The 18,842-nt window shown below is 71.0% G+C and carries 15 protein-coding genes; 10 read left to right on the forward strand and 5 right to left on the reverse strand.

The annotated features are described in order from the left end of the window. From STRTUCAR8_RS38985 to kdpF, 4 genes are all read right to left on the reverse strand, one after another. The coding region (locus STRTUCAR8_RS38985) for a potassium-transporting ATPase subunit C (RefSeq protein WP_158697490.1) at positions 1-170 on the reverse strand (170 nt) is incomplete at its 3' end. 24 nt (positions 171-194) lie between these two features. Continuing rightward, positions 195-2,285, reverse strand: a complete 2,091-nt coding sequence (gene kdpB, locus STRTUCAR8_RS38990) for a potassium-transporting ATPase subunit KdpB (protein WP_006381878.1) — start codon at positions 2,283-2,285, stop codon at positions 195-197. 29 nt (positions 2,286-2,314) lie between these two features. Next, positions 2,315-3,979, reverse strand: coding sequence for a potassium-transporting ATPase subunit KdpA (gene kdpA / locus STRTUCAR8_RS38995; protein WP_006381879.1), 1,665 nt, complete (start codon positions 3,977-3,979; stop codon positions 2,315-2,317). 8 nt (positions 3,980-3,987) lie between these two features. After that, positions 3,988-4,077, reverse strand: a complete 90-nt coding sequence (gene kdpF / locus STRTUCAR8_RS49045) for a K(+)-transporting ATPase subunit F (protein ID WP_044473643.1) — start codon at positions 4,075-4,077, stop codon at positions 3,988-3,990. Positions 4,078-4,415: 338 nt separating this feature from the next. Between kdpF and STRTUCAR8_RS39010 the strand changes: the two genes are divergently transcribed. The 10 genes from STRTUCAR8_RS39010 to STRTUCAR8_RS39055 all read left to right on the forward strand — a co-directional run bounded on the left by STRTUCAR8_RS39010 (position 4,416) and on the right by STRTUCAR8_RS39055 (position 18,370). Next, on the forward strand, positions 4,416-4,874 hold the full coding sequence (locus STRTUCAR8_RS39010) for a pyridoxamine 5'-phosphate oxidase family protein (protein ID WP_044473644.1): 459 nt from the start codon (positions 4,416-4,418) through the stop codon (positions 4,872-4,874). 121 nt (positions 4,875-4,995) lie between these two features. Then, entirely contained in the window at positions 4,996-5,931 is a 936-nt protein-coding gene (locus STRTUCAR8_RS39015) for a metal ABC transporter solute-binding protein, Zn/Mn family (RefSeq protein ID WP_006381881.1), read from the forward strand. A gap of 74 nt (positions 5,932-6,005) precedes the next feature. Beyond that, positions 6,006-6,836, forward strand: a complete 831-nt coding sequence (locus tag STRTUCAR8_RS39020) for a metal ABC transporter ATP-binding protein (RefSeq protein WP_006381870.1) — start codon at positions 6,006-6,008, stop codon at positions 6,834-6,836. After that, positions 6,833-7,714, forward strand: coding sequence for a metal ABC transporter permease (locus tag STRTUCAR8_RS39025; protein WP_006381873.1), 882 nt, complete (start codon positions 6,833-6,835; stop codon positions 7,712-7,714). The genes STRTUCAR8_RS39020 and STRTUCAR8_RS39025 overlap by 4 nt, the downstream gene beginning before the upstream one ends. Positions 7,715-7,894: 180 nt before the next feature. Next, a complete protein-coding gene (locus STRTUCAR8_RS39030; RefSeq protein WP_006381882.1) occupies positions 7,895-9,457 on the forward strand; it encodes an acyl-CoA carboxylase subunit beta in 1,563 nt (520 codons plus the stop codon). Positions 9,458-9,578: 121 nt separating this feature from the next. Beyond that, a complete protein-coding gene (locus STRTUCAR8_RS39035) occupies positions 9,579-11,330 on the forward strand; it encodes a fatty acyl-AMP ligase (RefSeq protein WP_006381876.1) in 1,752 nt (583 codons plus the stop codon). Next, complete coding sequence (locus STRTUCAR8_RS39040) at positions 11,327-15,328, forward strand: type I polyketide synthase (RefSeq protein WP_006381869.1); 4,002 nt, start codon at positions 11,327-11,329, stop codon at positions 15,326-15,328. The genes STRTUCAR8_RS39035 and STRTUCAR8_RS39040 overlap by 4 nt, the downstream gene beginning before the upstream one ends. 23 nt (positions 15,329-15,351) lie before the next feature. Next, positions 15,352-16,290, forward strand: a complete 939-nt coding sequence (locus tag STRTUCAR8_RS39045; protein WP_006381880.1) for an alpha/beta hydrolase — start codon at positions 15,352-15,354, stop codon at positions 16,288-16,290. Between the two features lie 122 nt (positions 16,291-16,412). After that, positions 16,413-17,645, forward strand: coding sequence for a PucR family transcriptional regulator (locus tag STRTUCAR8_RS39050; protein WP_006381875.1), 1,233 nt, complete (start codon positions 16,413-16,415; stop codon positions 17,643-17,645). An 83-nt stretch (positions 17,646-17,728) separates the two neighbouring features. Further along, a complete protein-coding gene (locus tag STRTUCAR8_RS39055; protein ID WP_006381868.1) occupies positions 17,729-18,370 on the forward strand; it encodes a cutinase family protein in 642 nt (213 codons plus the stop codon). 19 nt (positions 18,371-18,389) lie between these two features. Here STRTUCAR8_RS39055 and STRTUCAR8_RS39060 read toward each other — a convergent pair. After that, positions 18,390-18,842 (reverse strand): carbohydrate ABC transporter permease (locus STRTUCAR8_RS39060; RefSeq protein ID WP_006381872.1); only part of this gene is annotated, 453 nt, incomplete at its 5' end.

The following is an 18,842-nucleotide window of genomic DNA, read 5'->3' on the forward strand; positions in this document are numbered from 1 at the left end:
ACTCGGCCGTCCGCCTTGGTGTCCGAGCCGTTCGCCCGGCCGGGGAACAGCCCCTGCGCGATGCCGGTGACGACCAGCGGGTAGACGACGCCGGTCACCAGGGTCAGTACGAGGAGGGCTCGCAGGCCGGCGCCCAGCAACCGGGCTGTGTTCGTGACGGAGTTGTTCATGCCGATCAGCACGCTTTCGAGGAGTTACAGCCCGGGGAGGAGTGAGATGAGCAGGTCGATGACCTTGATGCCGATGAAGGGTGCGACGAGCCCGCCGATGCCGTAGACCGTGAGGTTGCGGCGCAGCATCCGGTCCGCGCTCATCGGCCGGTACCGCACGCCCTTCAGCGCCAGCGGGACCAGCGCGATGATGATCAGCGCGTTGAAGACGACCGCCGAGAGGATCGCGGAGTCCGGTGAGGACAGGTGCATGATGTTGAGCCTGTCCAGGCCCGGATAGACGGCCGCGAACAGTGCCGGGATGATCGCGAAGTACTTCGCGACGTCGTTGGCGATGGAGAACGTCGTCAACGCGCCCCGGGTGATGAGGAGTTGTTTGCCGATCTCGACGATCTCGATCAGTTTCGTCGGGTTCGAGTCGAGGTCGACCATGTTGCCGGCCTCCTTCGCCGCCGACGTGCCCGTGTTCATGGCCACGCCCACGTCGGCCTGGGCCAGCGCCGGCGCGTCGTTGGTGCCGTCGCCGGTCATGGCGACCAGCTTGCCGCCCGCCTGCTCCCGTTTGATGAGGGCCATCTTGTCCTCGGGAGTGGCCTCCGCGAGGAAGTCGTCGACGCCCGCCTCCTCGGCGATCGCCCTGGCCGTCAGCGGGTTGTCGCCCGTGATCATGACCGTCCTGATGCCCATACGGCGCAGCTCCCCGAACCGCTCCCGCATGCCCTCCTTGACGACGTCCTTCAGATGGATGACGCCCAACACCCGTGCCCCGTCCGCGTCTTCGACGGCCACCAGCAAGGGGGTGCCACCGGCCGCGGAGATCCGGTCGGTCACCTCCTGGGAGTCCTGGGCGACTTCCCCGCCCTGCTCACGCACCCAGGTAACGACCGAACCGGCGGCGCCCTTACGGATCTTGCGCCCGTCGACGTCCACGCCCGACATCCGGGTCTGGGCGGTGAAGGCGATCCACTCGGCACCGGCCAGCTCCCCCTGGTGACGTTCCCGAAGCCCGTACGTCTCCTTCGCCAGCACCACGATGGAGCGGCCTTCGGGCGTCTCGTCCGCCAGCGAGGAGAGCTGGGCGGCGTCCGCGACCTCCGCCTCGGTGGTGCCGCTCACCGGCACGAACTCCGACGCCTGACGGTTGCCGAGCGTGATGGTGCCCGTCTTGTCGAGCAGCAGGGTCGAGACGTCACCGGCGGCCTCGACCGCCCTGCCGGACATGGCCAGTACGTTGCGCTGCACCAGCCGGTCCATACCGGCGATGCCGATCGCGGAGAGGAGCGCGCCGATGGTGGTCGGGATCAGGCAGACCAGCAGCGCCACCAGCACGACCATCGTCAGGTGGGTGCCCGCGTAGTCGGCGAACGGCGGGAGCGTGGCCACCGCGAGGAGGAAGACGATGGTGAGGGACGCCAGCAGGATGTTCAGCGCGATCTCGTTCGGTGTCTTCTGCCGGGCGGCGCCCTCGACGAGGTTGATCATGCGGTCGATGAAGGTCTCGCCGGGCTTCGTCGTGATCCTGATGACGATCCGGTCGGACAGCACCTTCGTACCGCCGGTGACGGCGCTCCGGTCGCCGCCCGACTCCCTGATGACCGGCGCCGACTCCCCAGTGATCGCCGACTCGTCGACGGAGGCGACACCCTCGGCCACGTCACCGTCGCCGGGGATGATGTCCCCGGCCTCACAGACGACCAGGTCGCCGATCTTCAACTCGGTACCGGGGACGCGCTCTTCGGAGTCACCGGTGAGCCGGCGGGCGACGGTGTCGGTCTTGGCCCGGCGCAGGGTGTCGGCCTGTGCCTTGCCGCGGCCCTCGGCGACCGCCTCCGCGAGGTTGGCGAAGATCACGGTCAGCCAGAGCCAGGCGCTGATGGTCCAGCCGAACCAGTCCCCGGGGGACTTGAAGGAGAAGACCGTCGTCAGCACGGACCCGACCAGCACCACGAACATCACGGGCGACTTGACCATCACCCGCGGGTCGAGCTTGCGGCAGGCGTCCGGCAGCGACCTGACCAGTTGCCCGGCGTCGAAGAGACCGGCGCCGACCCGGGCCTCCTTGTTCCCAGTGGGAACGTCCTGGTGGGGCGCCCGGGTGGGAGTGGCTGTGGACATCGTGTCCTCTGGCTTTCGGGTACGGATGGTCATGACGCCAGCCCCTCGGCGAGCGGCCCGAGCGCGAGTGCCGGGAAGTAGGTGAGACCGGTGATGATGAGGATGGCGCCCACCAGGAGGCCGGTGAACAGCGGTTTCTCGGTGCGCAGGGTGCCCGCGGTGACGGGCACGGGCTGCTGCTCGGCGAGCGAGCCGGCCAGCGCCAGCACGAACACCATCGGCAGGAATCGGCCGAGCAGCATCGCCAGGCCGGTCATGGTGTTGAACCAGTCGGTGTCGGCGTTCAGACCGCCGAAGGCCGAGCCGTTGTTGTTCGCGGCGGAGGTGAAGGCGTACAGCACCTCGGAGAAAGCGTGGGCACCGGAGTTCAGCATGGAGTCCGGCGGGGTAGACAGCGCCATGGACGCTGCGGTGAGGACGAGGACCAGGGCGGGTGTGACCAGGATGTAGCAGGCCGCGAGCTTGATCTCGCGGGTGCCGATCTTCTTGCCGAGGTACTCGGGCGTACGGCCGACCATGAGCCCCGCGATGAACACCGCGATGACCGCCATGATCAGCATGCCGTAGAGGCCGGAGCCGGTGCCGCCGGGTGCGATCTCGCCCAGCATCATGCCCAGCATCGTGATGCCGCCGCCGAGGCCGGTGAACGAGGAGTGGAAGGAGTCCACCGCGCCGGTCGAGGTGAGCGTGGTCGACACCGCGAAGATCGACGACGATCCGACGCCGAAGCGGACCTCCTTGCCCTCCAGCGCACCGCCGGCCGCCTGGAGCGCCGGGCCGTGGTGCGCGAACTCGGTCCACATCATCAGGGCGACGAAGCCCAGCCAGATGGTGAACATGGTGGCGAGGATCGCGTAGCCCTGCCGCACCGAACCGACCAGCACACCGAACGTACGGGTCAGTGCGAACGGGATCACCAGCAGCAGGAAGATCTCGAACAGGTTGGTGAAGGGCGTCGGGTTCTCGAAGGGGTGCGCGGAGTTGGCGTTGAAGTAGCCGCCGCCGTTGGTGCCGATCTCCTTGATGGCCTCCTGCGAGGCGACGGCACCCCCGTTCCACTGCTGGGAGCCTCCCGTGAACTGACCGACCTCGTGGATCCCGGAGAAGTTCTGGATGGTCCCGCACGCCACCAGCACGATCGCGGCGACGACGGACAGCGGCAGCAGGACGCGTACGACACCGCGCACCAGGTCGGCCCAGAAGTTGCCCAGCTCGCCGGTGCGTGATCGTGCGAATCCGCGGACCAGGGCCACCGCCACCGCGATACCGACGGCCGCGGACACGAAGTTCTGGACCGCCAGCCCAGCGGTCTGCACGACATGGCCCAGGGTCTGTTCGCCGTAGTACGACTGCCAGTTGGTGTTCGTCACGAAGGACACGGCCGTGTTGAACGACTGCGCCGGGTCGACCGAGTCGAAGCCGAGCGAGCCGGGCAGGACGCCCTGGAGCCGCTGGAGCAGGTAGAGGAAGAGGACGCCGACCGCGGAGAAGGCGAGGATCCCGCGCAGATAGGCGGGCCAGGTCATCTGGGTGTCGGGATCGGCACCGATGCTCTTGTAGATCCACTTCTCGGCGCGCAGGTGCTTGTCGGAGGTGTAGACCCGGGCCATGTAGGTGCCGAGGGGGAGGTAGGCGAGCGCCAGCGCCGCTATGAGGGCGATCAGCTGGAGCACGCCGGCGAGTACGGGACCCATGGTGTGGCTCAGAACCTCTCCGGGAAGATCAGGGCGAGGACGAGATAGCCCAGCAGGGCGACGGCCACGACGAGGCCGACGGTGGTCTCGGCGGTCACAGCTTCGTCACCCCCTTGGCGACGAGGGCGACCAGCGCGAAACCCGCGACGGTGGCGATGACGAAGGCCAGGTCGGCCATCGCGAACTCCTGGAGTGAGGTTCGGGTGAACAGGGACGATTCGAGGAAAGCGCCTCTCCGGCCGGATCGGGTCGTCCGTTGACGGCTTCCTTACGGCGACGCCCCCGGCGTTGACGGGACCCATACGGCGTCGGTGCCGGACCACGCCCACCTGCCACGTGGGGGTCTCTCGACCATTGCGGGCTCACCGGAAATGCCCCACCCTGGCGGCCTCGTGGCAGGACGCCCTGACGCCATCGTGAGAGAAGAGAGGCCCGCATGGCCGCACCTCAGCGCAGGAGCCGGAAGATCATGATGGCGCCGGAAGAGCTGGACGAGTTCCTCACCACTCAGCGCATGTGCCGGGTAGCCACCCTGTCGGGTGACGGCGCCCCGCATGTCAGTGCCCTCTGGTTCGCCTGGGACGGCACCTCGCTGTGGCTGTACTCGATCGTGCGCAGCAAGCGCTGGGCCGACCTTCGTCGCGATCCGCGCGTCGCGGTCGTCGTCGACTCCGGCGAGGGGTACGGGGAACTGCGCGGGGCCGAACTGTCAGGCACCGTGGAGTTCGTGGGCGAGATACCCCGTTCCGGAGAGCCGTGTCCCGAACTCGCCGCACTGGAACCGCTGTTCGCCCGCAAGAACTTCGGCATGGAGGAAATGCCGCACGACGGCCGGCATGCGTGGATCCGCCTCACCCCCTCGAAGACCGTCTCCTGGGACTTCCGCAAGCTGTGAGCACCGCGCGTCAAGTATTGGTAATGGTTTCCATATCGATCGGATTCGGCCATGCTTTTGACATTCATTTCCATCTACTGTGGCGAGCACACCCTTGCTCACCACCTGTCGTGGAGGATCCATGTCCCCGTCCCCGTCCCGGCGCCTCGCCCTGATCACCGGCGCCTCGCTGGCCCTCCTGACGGGGTGCGGCAGCTCGTCGGACTCCGGCGGTGACGGAGGCGGTGCACAGGAACCGGCCGCTTCGTCCAAGATCGTCGTGGTCGCCTCGACCGACGTCTACGGCGACATCGTCGAACAGATAGGCGGCGCGAAGGTCGACGTCACCTCGATCATCAGCGACCCCGACCAGGACCCGCACTCCTACGAGGCCAACACCCAGAACCAGCTGGCCCTCTCCAAGGCGAAGGTCGTCGTCGAGAACGGCGGCGGCTACGACGACTTCGTCGACCGGATGCTGAAGAGCGGCGGCTCCTCCGCCGAGGTCATCAACGCCGTCGAGGTCTCCGGGAAGACCGCCCCGAAGGGCGGCGAGCTCAACGAGCACGTCTGGTACGACTTCCCGACCGTCGCGAAGATCGTCGACCGTGTCGCCACGGCGCTGGGCAAGGCCGACTCCGACGACGCCGCCCTCTTCACCAAGAACGCCGAGGCGTTCAAGGCCAGGCTCACGGCGCTGGAGGCGAAGGAAGCCCAGATCAAGAAGGAGCACGCCGGCGAGGGCGTCGCCATCACCGAGCCCGTGCCGCTCTACCTGACGACCGCGAGCGGGCTGGTGAACAAGACGCCCGCGGCGTTCAGCGAGGCCATCGAGGAGGGTGACGACGTCTCTCCCCGCGTCCTTCAGGCCACGCTGGCGGTGTTCAGCGACAAGCAGGTCCAGGCGCTGGTCTACAACGAGCAGACCTCCGGCCCGCAGACCGAGAAGTCCAAGGCCGCGGCCGAGGCGGCCGGCATCCCCGTCGTACCCGTGACCGAGACCCTGCCCGCCGGCAAGGACTACCTCGGCTGGATGACCGCCAACGTCGACGCGCTCGCGAGCGCGCTCGCCAAGTGAGGCAGCCCGCCCCGGCCACCGTGCCCCCACCCCGTCAGGGTGAGGGGCCCGCCGGGGGCAGCGGCTCCGGTGCCGTGGTCAGTCTGCGCGGCGCCGAACTGTCGTACGGCGCACGGGTGGTGTGGCAGGGCCTCGACCTGGACGTACGGCCCGGGGAGTTCCTCGCCGTGCTCGGGCCGAACGGCTCGGGCAAGACCAGTTTCGTACGGGCCCTGCTGGGCCGGCAGCCCCTCTCCGCCGGAACCCTGACCGTCCTCGGAGGGTCTCCGCGCGAGGCCGGCCGCCATCTCGGGTACGTCCCCCAGCAGGCGGAGGTGTCCGCGCAGGCGATGCTGCGGGCGCGCGATCTCGTGCGCTTCGGCATCGACGGGCACCGTTTCGGCCCCCGGCTGCGGACGGGCGCCGTCCGTCGCCGGGTCGACGAGATCCTCGCCTCGGTCGGGGCCACGGCGTACGCCGACGTCCCCCTCGGCATGCTGTCCGGCGGGGAACGGCAGCGCGTCCGTATCGGGCAGGCCCTGGCCACCGATCCGCGCATCCTGCTCTGCGACGAGCCGCTGCTCTCCCTCGACCTGAACCACCAGCGGGCCGTCACCGAACTCGTGGACGCCCGCCGCCGGTCCCACGGCACGTCCGTGGTCTTCGTGACCCACGAGATCAACCCCGTGCTCGGCCTGGTCGACCGCGTCCTGTACCTGGCGCCGGGCAGGCACCGGATAGGCACACCGGACGAGGTGCTGACCTCCGAGTCGCTGTCGGAGCTGTACGGCACACGGGTCGACGTCATCCGTGTGCAGGGGCGGGTCGTGGTCGTCGGCGCCCCGGACGGGCCGGCCACTCCCCCGCATCACGCCCATGAGACCACCCACGGGCCGGTCCGTCAGACCGAGGAAGTGCACCCATGACGCTCGCCGAGGGGGTCTGGCACCAGATCTTCAGCTTCGATAACTACGGCGAACTCCTGGCGCTGGTCCGCAACTCCCTCATCGCGGGCGCCGCGCTCGGCCTCGTCGGGGGCCTCGCCGGGGTCTTCGTCATCATGCGGGACCTGCCCTTCGCGGTGCACGGCATCAGCGAGTTGTCCTTCGCGGGCGCGTCGGCGGCCCTGCTGCTGGGCGTGAACATCGTGGGGGGCTCGATCGTCGGTTCGCTTCTCGCGGCCGGCGCGATCGGAGTGCTGGGGGCGCGGGCACGTGACCGCAACTCGGCGATCGGCATCCTCATGCCGTTCGGTCTCGGGCTCGGCGTGCTCTTCCTCGCTCTGTACAAGGGCCGGGCGGCCAACAAGTTCGGCCTGCTCACCGGGCAGATCGTGGCCGTCGACACCCCGCAGATGACCTGGCTCCTGGGCACCTCCGCCCTGGTCCTGGTCGCCCTGGTCGTCATCTGGCGCCCGCTGACCTTCGCCAGTGCCGACCCGGACGTCGCCGCCGCCCGTGGTGTGCCGGTGCGCGGACTGTCCTTCGCCTTCATGCTCGTGCTCGGTCTCACGGTCGCCCTGTCGGTCCAGGTCGTCGGCGCGCTGCTGGTCCTGACCCTCGTCGTCACACCCGCCGCGGCCGCCGCGCGTGTCACGGCGTCCCCGGTGCTGCTGCCGCTGCTCAGCGTGGTCTTCGCCGTGCTCTCCGTCGAGGGCGGCATCCTGCTCGCCCTGGGCAGCTCCATCCCCATCAGCCCGTACGTCACCACGATCTCGTTCTCCATCTACGCGCTGTGCCGCCTTGCCGGCGCCTACCGCACTCGGCGCTGGGGAGACAGGAGGACCGTCCCGCAGCCCGCCTGACACCGGATCCCCCGGACTTTCGAATCTCTGGATCTTCGGATGCGGCCCGTCTCACACCGGCCCTTGTCACGCACGGACGAAGCCCGGTCCCCTGGGACTCACCTCGCGCACACAGAACGGTGATTGACCCGGTCCCCTCTCTCGTCGCTGCCATATTCGAAAGCCAATTCGGAGGTGGCTGTGACGCTAGAGGCGACAACATCCTGGGACACACACCTGCCCGACCGCACGGCCGACCGCATCACCGTTCTGGGGAGCCGCCGGTCACGGGCGCTCACGGAGGGCGGGCCGAGAAGGCGCGGGGAGTTCGGCGCCCGCGAGCGGATCGACCTGCTGCTCGACGAGGGATCGTTCACGGAGACCGGAATGTTCGTCCGGGCACGCCCCACCGGGGACGGCGCCCCCCGCCCGTACGGAGACGGGGTGATCACCGGACACGGCACGGTCGACGGACGTGCCGTCTGCGTGTTCGCCCAGGATTCCACGGTCTTCGGCGGCAGCATGGGCGAGGCCTTCGGGGAGAAGACGATCGCCCTGATGGACCTCGCGATGCGGACCGGCTGCCCGGTGATCGGGCTCAACGACGGCGGCGGCGCCCGCATACAGGAGGGCGTCAGCTCGCTCGCCCTCTACGCCGAACTGGTGCGCCGCAACGTCCAGGCGTCCGGGGTGATCCCCCAGCTCTCGGTCGTGCTCGGGCCGTGCGCCGGCGGGGCCGCGTACTCGCCCGCCATCACCGACTTCACCGTGATGGTGGACGGCGCCTCGCACATGTTCGTCACCGGGCCCGACGTCATCGAGGCGGTCACCGGGGAACGCACCAGCGCCGAGGACCTGGGCGGCGCCCGCACCAGCAACTCCGTCAACGGCAACGCCCACTTCCTCGCCGCCGACGAGGTGGAGGCCCTCGACACCGTACGGGACCTGCTGTCGTACCTGCCCGCCAACAACCTGGAGCGGCCCCCGCAGTACGCGCCCGTGGCGGCGCCCTCCGACATCTGTCTCGACGAGGTCGTCCCGGACCGGCTCGGGCAGGTCTACGACATGCGGGACATTCTGCGCGCGGTCGTCGACGGCGGTGAACTACTGGAGATCCAGGAGCTGTTCGCGCCGAACATCATCTGCGCGCTGGCCCTCGTCGAGGGCACCTCCGTGGGTGTCGTCGCCAACCAGCCGCTCCACAGTGCCGGGGTGCTCGACATCGACGCCTCCGAGAAGGCGGCGCGGTTCGTGCGGTTCTGCGACGCGTTCGGCCTCCCGCTGCTGACCTTCACCGATGTCCCCGGTTATCTGTCCGGCGTCCGTCAGGAGCAGGCCGGGATCATCCGCCGTGGTGCCAAACTGCTGTACGCGTACGCCGAGGCGACCGTCCCGAAGGTCACCGTGGTGGTGCGCAAGGCGTACGGCGGCGGGTACGCCGTGATGGGCTCCAAGCATCTGGGCGCCGACATCAACCTCGCCTGGCCGAGCGCCCGTATCGCCGTCATGGGCGCCGAGGGCGCGGTGGGCGTCCTGCACCGGCGTGAACTGGCCGCCGCCGCCGACCCGGACGCGCTGCGGGCCAGCCTCGTCGCCGCTTACGAGAGCACACACGGGACGCCCTATCCGGCAGCCGAACGCGGGTACGTCGACGCCGTCATCGCGCCGCGCGACACCCGCGACCACATCGTCCGTGCCCTGCGCGCACTGCGCGGCAAGCGCGCCCCGATGCCGACGCGCAGGCACGGCAACATCCCCCTCTGAGCGCCGGAGCCCGGCGTCCCTTCAGCCCTGCGCCGACCGAGGCAGCCGAGCCGAGCGAATCCCGCCGTCCCCGCCGTTCCCGCGTTTCCCGCCGTTCCCGCGATGTGAGGAGCCATGCCCGATGGACAGCCGCCGCCCCCCGCTCGCCCCCTCCGCCACCCCCCGGAGTCTGCCGGAGTACGTGCGGCACTGGGCCGAAACCACCCCCGACCGCCGGGCGTTCACCTTCGTCGACCATCCGGCCCCGCAGTCACGCGGCGTCCACCGCACCCTGACCTGGCGCCGACTGGACCTACGGGTACGGGCGTTGGCCTCCCGGCTCGCCGAAGAAGCCGAGCCCGGAACCCGGGTCGCGGTGCTCTGCCCGCAGGGTACGGAGTACGTCACCGCCTTCCTGGCGGCACTCACGGCCGGACTGGTCGCCGTACCCCTGTATCCGCCCGGCCTCTCCGGGCACGGCGACCGGCTCTCGGCCGTGCTGAACGACGCGTCGCCGGGAATTGTCCTGACGACCAGTCACCTCCTCGAGGAGGTACGGAACTTCTGTGCCCGTCTGCCGGACCGGATCGTCGCCGTCGACCAAGTGAGCGACGACGCAGGGGAGTTCGTGCCGGTCGCACCGGACGACGATGCCATCGCCTACCTCCAGTACACGTCCGGCTCGACCCGATCCCCGGCCGGCGTGGAGATCAGTCACGGCAATGTCGTCGCCAACGCCCGTCAGGCGCTGGCCGCTTACGGCGTGGACGAGCGGCCGGTGACCTGTGTGGGCTGGCTGCCGCTCTACCACGACATGGGGCTCGTCCTGAGTGTCGCCGCTCCCGTCGAGCGGGGGCTGCTGTCGGTGCTCATGGATCCGGCCGCGTTCCTGCACGAGCCGGTGCGCTGGCTGCGGCTGCTCGCCGCGCATCCGCGCGCACTGAGCGCGGCCCCCAACTTCGCCTACGACTACTGCGCTTCGACCGTCACCGAGGCCCAGAAGAGGGAGCTGCGGCTGGACGGTGTCGCCGCGCTGCTCAACGGCAGCGAGCCGGTCCGCCCCGGCACCGCCGACCACTTCCACGCCGCCTTCGCCGCCCAGGGACTGGCGCCCGACACCCACTGTCCGTCGTACGGGCTCGCCGAGGCCACCGTCTTTGTCAGCGCCGCCCGGCCAGGGGAGCCGCTCAGCCGGTTCGCGCTCGACCGTGAAGCCCTCACCACCGGGAAGGCCCTGCCCGCGCGGGCCGACGACCTCACCGCCGTGACGCTGGCCGGCTGCGGGACTCCGGCGGGCCAGCTGGTCCGTATCGCCGACCCCGTGTCACGTGTCCGGTTGTCCGAGGGAGAGGTCGGCGAGATCTGGGTGCAGGGCCCCAACGTGGGGCGGGGCTACCGAAGTCGGGACGAGCAGACCCGGCGGGTGTTCGGTGCCACGTTCGCCGACGACACCGCCGGTTCCGGTCACTGGTTGCGCACCGGCGACCTGGGGACGTTCCTGGACGGGCAGTTGATCGTCACCGGGCGACTGAAGGACCTCATCGTCGTCGACGGCCGCAACCACTACCCGCAGGACGTGGAGGCCTCGGTCCAGGACGCGGACCCGGCCGTGCGGCGCGACCGGCTCGCCGCGTTCGGGGTGCCGGGTGACGTGGGCGAGCGGGTCGTCGTCGTGGCCGAGCACGTACGGAGCGTCGGCCTCGCGGAGATCGACGTACCGGGGCTGGTGCGTGCCGTGCGCTCGGCCGTCTCGGCCCGGCACGGGCTGCGGCTCGCCGACGTCGTCCTCGTACCGCCGGGCACCGTGCCCCGTACGTCCAGCGGCAAGGTGGCGCGGGCGCTGACCCGGCGACGCTATCTGGAGGGCGCCTACACGCCGGAGTCGGCCGCATGAGGGGCGCCGACGAGGGCCGGATACGCCGGCTGGTCGCCAAGCGGGTGGCCGCCTGGAGCGGTACGGCTCCCGGGGACGTGCCCATGGACCGGCCGTTGGCGGACCTCGGAATGTCGTCGCGGGACGCGGTCGTCCTGGCCGGGGATCTCTCGCGGGCGACCGGTCGTGAGCTGTCGGCGACGCTGCTGTGGGAGGCGCCCACCGGTGACGCCCTGGTGGCGTATCTGTGCCGCACGGAGTCAGGCACGGGGGACGGGGCCGACGCGGTGGACAGACCGGCCCCTCCCCCGGCCTCGGCCGACGAACCCGTAGCGGTCATCGGGGTCGGCTGCCGGCTGCCCGGGGGTGTGCACGGGCCGGGTGACTACTGGCGGCTGCTGACCGACGGCGTCGACGCGGTCCGCCGGGTTCCCGAGGACCGCTGGCGCGACTTCACGCCGTTCCCGCCCGACGAGGCACCCCTGTACGGCGGTTACCTCGACGACATCGCCGGGTTCGACGCGGACTTCTTCCGCGTCACCCCCCGCGAGGCCGCGGTGATGGACCCGCAGCAGCGGATCCTTCTGGAGGTCGTGCACGAAGCCCTCGACCATGCCGCCGTCCCCGCCGCATCCCTCGCCGGCAGCGCCACCGGGGTTTTCGTCGGTGTCTCCGCCGCCGAGTACGGGTCACTCACCGGCGCCGACCCGGCGGCCGTCGACCCGTGGGCGCCCGCCGGTGCGGCGCCCAGCGTGACCGCCGGGCGGCTGGCCTATGTGCTGGACACGCGGGGGCCGAGCATGGCCGTCGACACCGCCTGCTCGTCCTCGCTGGTCGCCGTGCACCAGGCCTGTGTCAGCCTGCGCACGGGTGAGAGCGACACGGCGATCGCCGCCGGGGTCAACCTGCTGCTCTCGCCGACCGTCAGCGTGGCGTTCCGGCGGGCCGGGGCCCTCGCGCCGGACGGGCGGTGCAAGCCGTTCGCGGCGGCGGCCGACGGCATCGGGCGCGGCGAGGGCTGCGCGGCCGTGCTGCTGAAGCGGCTGTCCGACGCCGAGCGGGACGGCGACCGCGTCCTCGCCGTCATCCGCGCCACGACCGTCAACTCCGACGGCCGCTCCAACGGCCTCCTGGCGCCCAACCCAGCTGCCCAGAAAGCCCTGTTGGCCACTGCCTACGCCCGCGCCGGGCTCGATCCGGCGTACATCGACCACGTCGAGGCGCACGGCACCGGCACCCCGCTCGGCGACCCGATCGAGGCGGGCGCGCTCAGTGCCGTCCTCGGGGCGGGCCGCGACCCCGACCAGCCGCTGCTGCTCGGCTCCGTCAAGGGCAACCTCGCCCATCTGGAGTCGGCGGCGGGTATCGCCGGGCTGGTGAAGACGGTCCTCGCGCTGCACCACGACACCGTTCCGCCGTCCCTGCACTGCGCGGAGGGCAGCGCTCTGGCCGACGAACGGCTGCGGGTGGTCACCGAGTGCGAGCCGTGGCCGCGCTACGGCGGTACGGCCACCGCCGGGGTGTCCGGGTTCGGGTTCGGCGGCACCAACGCCCATGCGGTGCTGGAGGAATGGCGGCCCGATGTCCTCCCCCCGCCCCAGGAGGAGGAACCGGTCGCCCGCCTCCACCTCCTCTCCGACGTCGACTCCGCCCGGCTGCGGGACACCGCTACCCGGCTCGCCGACTGGCTCCGTACGCCGGGGGGCGGCGCCGCCCACCCCGCCGACGTGGCGCGTACGCTCGCCGGACGCACCGGGCGGGGTACTGTGCGCGCCGCTGTGGTGGCCCGTGACGGTGGCGAACTGGCCGACGGGCTGAGGGCGTTGGGGCAGGGAGACTCGCACGCGCGGGTCGTGACGGGCGAGCGGGATCTCGTCGGGCGCGGGCCGGTGTGGGTGTTCTCCGGGTACGGCAGCCAGTGGGTCGGCATGGGGCGACGGCTGCTGGCCGAGGAACCCGCCTTCGCCGCCGCCGTGGAGAAGCTCGACGCGCAGATCGCCCCGGAGTGCGGGCTGTCCCTGTACGAGCACCTGGCGGACGGCGGCGGCCTCGACCGGCTGGAGGTCGCCCAACCCGTGCTGTTCGGGGTCCAGTTGGCCCTGGCAGAACTGTGGCGCTCGTACGGTGTCGAACCCGCCTCCGTCATCGGCCATTCCGTGGGCGAGGTGGCCGCCGCGGTGTGCGCGGGCGCCCTGGATGTGTCGGAAGCCGCCCGAGTGGTCGCCGTACGGGCCCGGCTGCTCAGCGGTCTGCGGGGTGGCGCCATGGCTGTCGTCGACCTCGACGACAGCGAACTCGACGCACTGGCAAGGGACTTCCCCGGTGTCTGTGTCGCTGTGCACTCCTCGCCGGGACAGAAGATAGTCGCCGGGGAGGAGCCGGCGGTGACCCGGCTCGTGCGGCGGCTGGAGCAGCAGGGGCGGACCGCTCGCGCCCTGCGGGTCGTAGGCGCCGGACACTCACCCCAAGTCGACCCACTGTTGCCGGAGTTGCTGGACTCGCTGGCCGACGTCCGGGGCGGCCGGCCCCGGGTCCCCGTCTACTCCACCGTCCTGGACGACCCGCGCGACGACTCCCTCTTCGACGCGGCTCACTGGGCCGCGAACCTGCGCCGGCCCGTGCGTCTGGACCGGGCCGTCGCGGCTGCCGCAGCCGACGGTCACACCGCCTTCGTCGAGATCTCGCCGCACCCCGTCCTGACCCGGGCCGTCCTCGACACCGCGCCCGGCGCCCTCGCCATCGGCACGCTGCGCCGCGACGCCGACAGCAGTGCCGGGTTTCTGGCCCAGGTCGGCGCCCTGTACTGCGCGGGCGGGCGCCTGTCGTCACCTCCGGGCCAGGTCATCGACCTGCCCGCGCCGCGCTGGCGGCACGTCCGGCACTGGTGGACGGACGGGCGCGCGACGCCCACGGCGACAACATCGCCCACGACTGGCACGGTGACCGAAGAGACCCGCGTTCCCGACACGTCCGTCTCGGGCAGGCTGCGTCATCACATCGCCGCCGTCACCGGCCACCCGACGACCCGCCTCACGCCTTCCACCCCGCTGGCCGATCTCGGCCTGGACTCCCTGATGGCCGTCCGTATCCGCAGCGCGCTGGAAGCCGAGTTCGGGATCGAACTGCCCCTGCGCGAGCTGCTCGGCGCCACCTCCGTCCAGTCGCTGGCCGACCGCCTCCAACAGGCGCTCCCCGCAGGCGAGTCGGTTGGCCCCCTGCGTACCCTGCGCGCCACCGGCTCCCGGCCCCCGCTCTTCCTCGTCCACGCCGCCGGCGGCACGACCGACGTCTACCGGGCGCTGGTGGAACGGCTCGGCGAGGAACGGCCGGTGTACGGACTGGAACGGCTCTCGGACGCCCGTACGGTGACCGAGAAAGCGCGCCGCTACGCCGAAGTTGTCAGCGCCGCGCACCCCACCGGGCCCTGTCTGCTGGGCGGTTGGTCCTTCGGAGGCTTCGTCGCCCAGGAGACGGCACGGCAACTCGTCGCCGCCGGGCGGGACGTGGGGCTCGTGGCGCTCATCGACTCCGTACGGCCCCTCCCCCGGCCCGGCGACACCCCGGCCGACCGGATCCGCGCCCACTTCGAGGGCTTCGCCGGTCACGTCGCCGACGCGTACGGGACCCAACTGGAGCTTCCGTTCGCCGAGTTGCTCGCGATGGCCGACGACGGTGAACGCATCGACTCCGTACTGCGGGCCCTGCGCGAGGTCGCCGACATACCGCCCGCCGCCCTGGAGCACCAGCGTTCCTCCTACCTGGACTTGAGGATCGGCGAGGCCCACCGGCCCGGAACCTACGACGGGCGGGTGGTCCTGTACCGGGCCACCGAGCCCGCTCCACACACCGTGCGCGACCCGGCGTACGAACGGGACGACGAGTCGCTCGGCTGGGACGAGGTGTGCCCCCGCCTGACGGTCGTACCGGTCGCGGGGCACCATCTGTCGCTGCTCGACCCGCCGTACGTGGACGAGATCGCCGCCCAATTGCGGCGCGCACTCGACGAACAGAGCCGCTGAACCGGACGACGAGGAGCAAGCCCATGGACCGTCCCACCACCCGAGTGTCCCGACGCGCTGTCACCAAGGCCGCCACGGCCGTCGGTCTGACCGCGCTGTTCGGCACCGGAGCCGCCACCGCCCGAGCCGCGACCCGGCTCTCCGCCCGCACCCTGGACGTCACCGTGTCGTCCCCCGCCCTGGGCCGCAGCGCACCGGTCCGGCTGATCCTGCCGTCGAGCTTCGGCACGCAGACCGGGCGGACCTACCCCGTGCTGTATCTGTTGCACGGCGCCCACGACGACTACACGTCCTGGACCCGCGAAACGGACATCGAGGCCTTCACCGAGGGCAAGGACGTGATCGTGGCGATGCCGGACGCGGGTCCCACCGGCATTCCCACCGCCTGGCGGGGCGGCCCCGACTACGAGGCCTTCCAGCTCACGGAGGTCCCCGCGCTGCTCGCCCGCCAGTACCGGGCCTCCGGTGTCCGGGCCGTCGCCGGGGTCTCCACCGGCGGCTACGGCGCCATGTCGCACGCGGCACGCCATCCGGGCATGTTCGCGGCGGCGGCCTCGTACAGCGGCATCCTCGACACCATGGCACCCGGTGTGCCCCCGCTGGTGGACGCCATCGTGGCCCGCGAGAACCTGGAACCCCGTTCCCTGTGGGGCAGCCCCCTCCTGAACCTCCTCACCTGGCGCGACTTCAACCCGCGCTCCCGCGCCGAGGGGCTGCGCGGCACCCCGCTGTACGTCTCCAGCGGCAGCGGGGTCGTCGGCGGCACCGGTGACTGGCTGCCCGAGGCCCTGGAGAGCGCGCTGTGGCTCTCCGCGCACGCCTTCACCGACACACTCGCCCTGATCCGCGTCCCGGTCACCACTCACTACTACACGGGAGGAGGACACAGCTGGGCCTACTGGAAAGGGGAGTTCAGCGCGTCGTGGCCGATGCTCGCCAGGGGCCTGGGGTTGCCCGAGTGAGGCCGGTACCGTCGGGGCACGGAACGGAGCGCAGAGGACACGCGTCCAACCCAGGACTTGTTCCTCGCCCCACGGGCACCAACCCGAGGGTGAGCCTCTTCCGGGTGAAAGGAGAGCCCTCCGTGGCGACCCCCGCCCCGCACGGTGTACCGGACGGCCCCGGAGCCGCTGCCGTACCGCCCGAACTGGCCAGACTGCTGCGCGACCAACTCGACACGGTCGCCGACGAGGTGGAGGAGGAGGTACGCAGACAGGTCCCGGAGTACGCCGTCCGGTCGGCCGACGGAGCGAGCCGCGCACTCCTCAGATCCGGGGTCGTACAGGCGCTCACCCTGTTCGTCGACCACATCGCCGATCCGCGTGCCCGGGGAGACTCGATCACCGCGATCTACCACGAGCTGGGGCGCGGCGAGGCGCTGGAGGGCCACAGCCTCGAAACGCTGCAGTCCGCGCTGCGGGTCGGGGGGCTGCACGCCTGGCGGCTGCTGGGCCGCGAGACGGAGGAACTCGGGCTGGACTCCTCGGTCATGGCCGGGCTGGGCGAGCTGGCGTTCCGGACCGTGCACGAGGTCGCCGAGGCAGCGGCGGCGGGGTACGCGGAGGGGCAGCTGCGCAGCGCGGACGAGCTGGAACGGCGCCGGGGGCGGCTGCTCGCCCTGCTGCTGGGTGAGCAGCCGGTGCTGCCGGAGGCCGTTCGGGACCTGGCGCACGGCGCCCGGTGGTCCGTACCGCCGTACGTCGCGGTCGTCGTCCTCGCGGCCTCGCCGGACCAGCGGGAGGAGCGTCCGCTGGCCGCCGCCGGGGCCCTGGTGGACATGGAGTCCCGGCCGCCGCGGATGCTGGTGCCCGACCCGGACGGCTCGGGCGGCTTCGGTGGCCGGGCGTTCACGCTCGCCCTGCGGGGGCGGCCGGCGGCGATCGGGCCGACGGTCCCCCTCACCGATGCTGCCAGGTCGCTGCGCTGGGCCACCCGGGCCCTCGGGCTGATGGGACGCGGGATACTCCCCCGGCAGGGGGTGGTGCGCTGCGCCGACCATCTGTCGACCCTGCTGCTGCACAGCGACGAGCCCATGCTCGATCTGCTCCGGTCACGCGCCCTCGCTCCCCTCGACGGGGTCTCCGAGCAGCCTCGGGGCAGGCTCGCGGAGACACTGCTCGCGTGGCTGCTCAGCGGGAGCAACGTGCCCGATGTCGCCGCCCGCCTCCACGTCCACCCGCAGACCGTCCGTTATCGCCTGCGTCAGCTGGAGAAGCTCTTCGGTGACGCCCTGCACGACCCGGTGAAACGCCTGGATCTGATCCTGGCACTCACCTCGGCACAAAAAGGCGAGGAATTCCTGAATTCCCGTCCATAACACTCGGTGCGGCAACACGAATACGTTCGGGACGTCCTTTCCCATAGGCGCTTGACAGCGCCCCACCCGCAAAGGATCCCCCCATGCGTATCCGCCTCTGTCTCGCCGCGCTCACACTCGTCGGCGGGGCCGGACTGACCACCCTCTCGGCACCCGCCGCCACCGCCGCCGCCTGCAGCGACATCGACGTCGTCGCAGCTCGCGGCACGTTCGAGCCGGGCACGCTCGGCGCGATCGTCGGCGACCCGGTGTATTCCGCCCTCCAACGGAAACTGACGGGCAAAAGCCTTTCCAGCTACAAGGTGAACTACCCCGCGGACCTTTCCCTCACCTCGGCCGCGCAGGGCAACTCGGATCTGGTGAACCACGTCAGGAGCCAGGCGACGTCGTGCCCGAACCAGCGTTTCGTGCTCGTCGGCTATTCGCAGGGCGCGAACGTCGTGGACAACTCCATCGGAATCAGCAGCGCCGGCGCGGTGGTCGGTAGCCCGATCGTGGCCACCGTTCCCGCCGCGCTGGAAGGAAGGGTCGCCGCGGTACTGCTGTTCGGCAATCCGATCCGGGCCCTCGGCAAGAGCGTCACCGGCACCTACCAGAGCCGCACCATCGACTTCTGCGCCAAGGGCGACCCCATCTGTGAGAACGGCGGGGGCGACGTGCTGGCCCACCTCGGCTACACGGCGAACGCCGGCGCGGCGGCCGACTTCGCGGCTACCAAGGTCTGAGTCGTCGGAGCCGTCTGAGTCAACTCCCGTACGGAACACGGGAAAGGGCCCGGGCCGCCGTGCCGAGGTTCATCCGCTGGAAGGCCTCGCGGTAGATCAACTGGACGACGGTGACCGTGCTGTTGTCGGGTCCTCCCTTGGTGAGGACGAAGAACTGGTCGAAGGCGAGCAGTGATCCGGTCACGCAGAGGAGCAGCGTCAGCGCGAGGGACGGGCGCAGCAGCGGCAGTGTGATGGAGCGGAAGATCTGGCCCCGGCTCGCGCCGTCCATCCGGGCCGCCTCGAACACCTCGTGGGGGATGCGCTGGAGACCCACGAGAAGGATCAGCATGTAGAACCCGGCGAACTTCCAGACGATGAGGAACACCGTCGAGAGGAGGGCGGAGGTCGGGGTGCCGAGGAAGGACACCGGGTCGTCGACGAGGCCCAGGTTTTCCAGGATGCGGCTGAGGGGTCCGGTGGTGGGGCTGTA

The organism is Streptomyces turgidiscabies Car8, from assembly GCF_000331005.1.
GTDB lineage: Bacteria > Actinomycetota > Actinomycetes > Streptomycetales > Streptomycetaceae > Streptomyces > Streptomyces turgidiscabies.

Coding starts and splice junctions, on each gene's coding strand:
- STRTUCAR8_RS39055 (WP_006381868.1), top strand. CDS start 17,729: ATGCGTATCCGCCTCTGTCTCGCCGCGCTCACACTCGTCGGCGGGGCC.
- STRTUCAR8_RS39040 (WP_006381869.1), top strand. CDS start 11,327: ATGAGGGGCGCCGACGAGGGCCGGATACGCCGGCTGGTCGCCAAGCGG.
- STRTUCAR8_RS39045 (WP_006381880.1), top strand. CDS start 15,352: ATGGACCGTCCCACCACCCGAGTGTCCCGACGCGCTGTCACCAAGGCC.
- STRTUCAR8_RS39025 (WP_006381873.1), top strand. CDS start 6,833: ATGACGCTCGCCGAGGGGGTCTGGCACCAGATCTTCAGCTTCGATAAC.
- kdpA (WP_006381879.1), bottom strand. CDS start 3,979: ATGGGTCCCGTACTCGCCGGCGTGCTCCAGCTGATCGCCCTCATAGCG.
- STRTUCAR8_RS39010 (WP_044473644.1), top strand. CDS start 4,416: ATGGCCGCACCTCAGCGCAGGAGCCGGAAGATCATGATGGCGCCGGAA.
- kdpB (WP_006381878.1), bottom strand. CDS start 2,285: ATGTCCACAGCCACTCCCACCCGGGCGCCCCACCAGGACGTTCCCACT.
- STRTUCAR8_RS39015 (WP_006381881.1), top strand. CDS start 4,996: ATGTCCCCGTCCCCGTCCCGGCGCCTCGCCCTGATCACCGGCGCCTCG.
- STRTUCAR8_RS39035 (WP_006381876.1), top strand. CDS start 9,579: ATGGACAGCCGCCGCCCCCCGCTCGCCCCCTCCGCCACCCCCCGGAGT.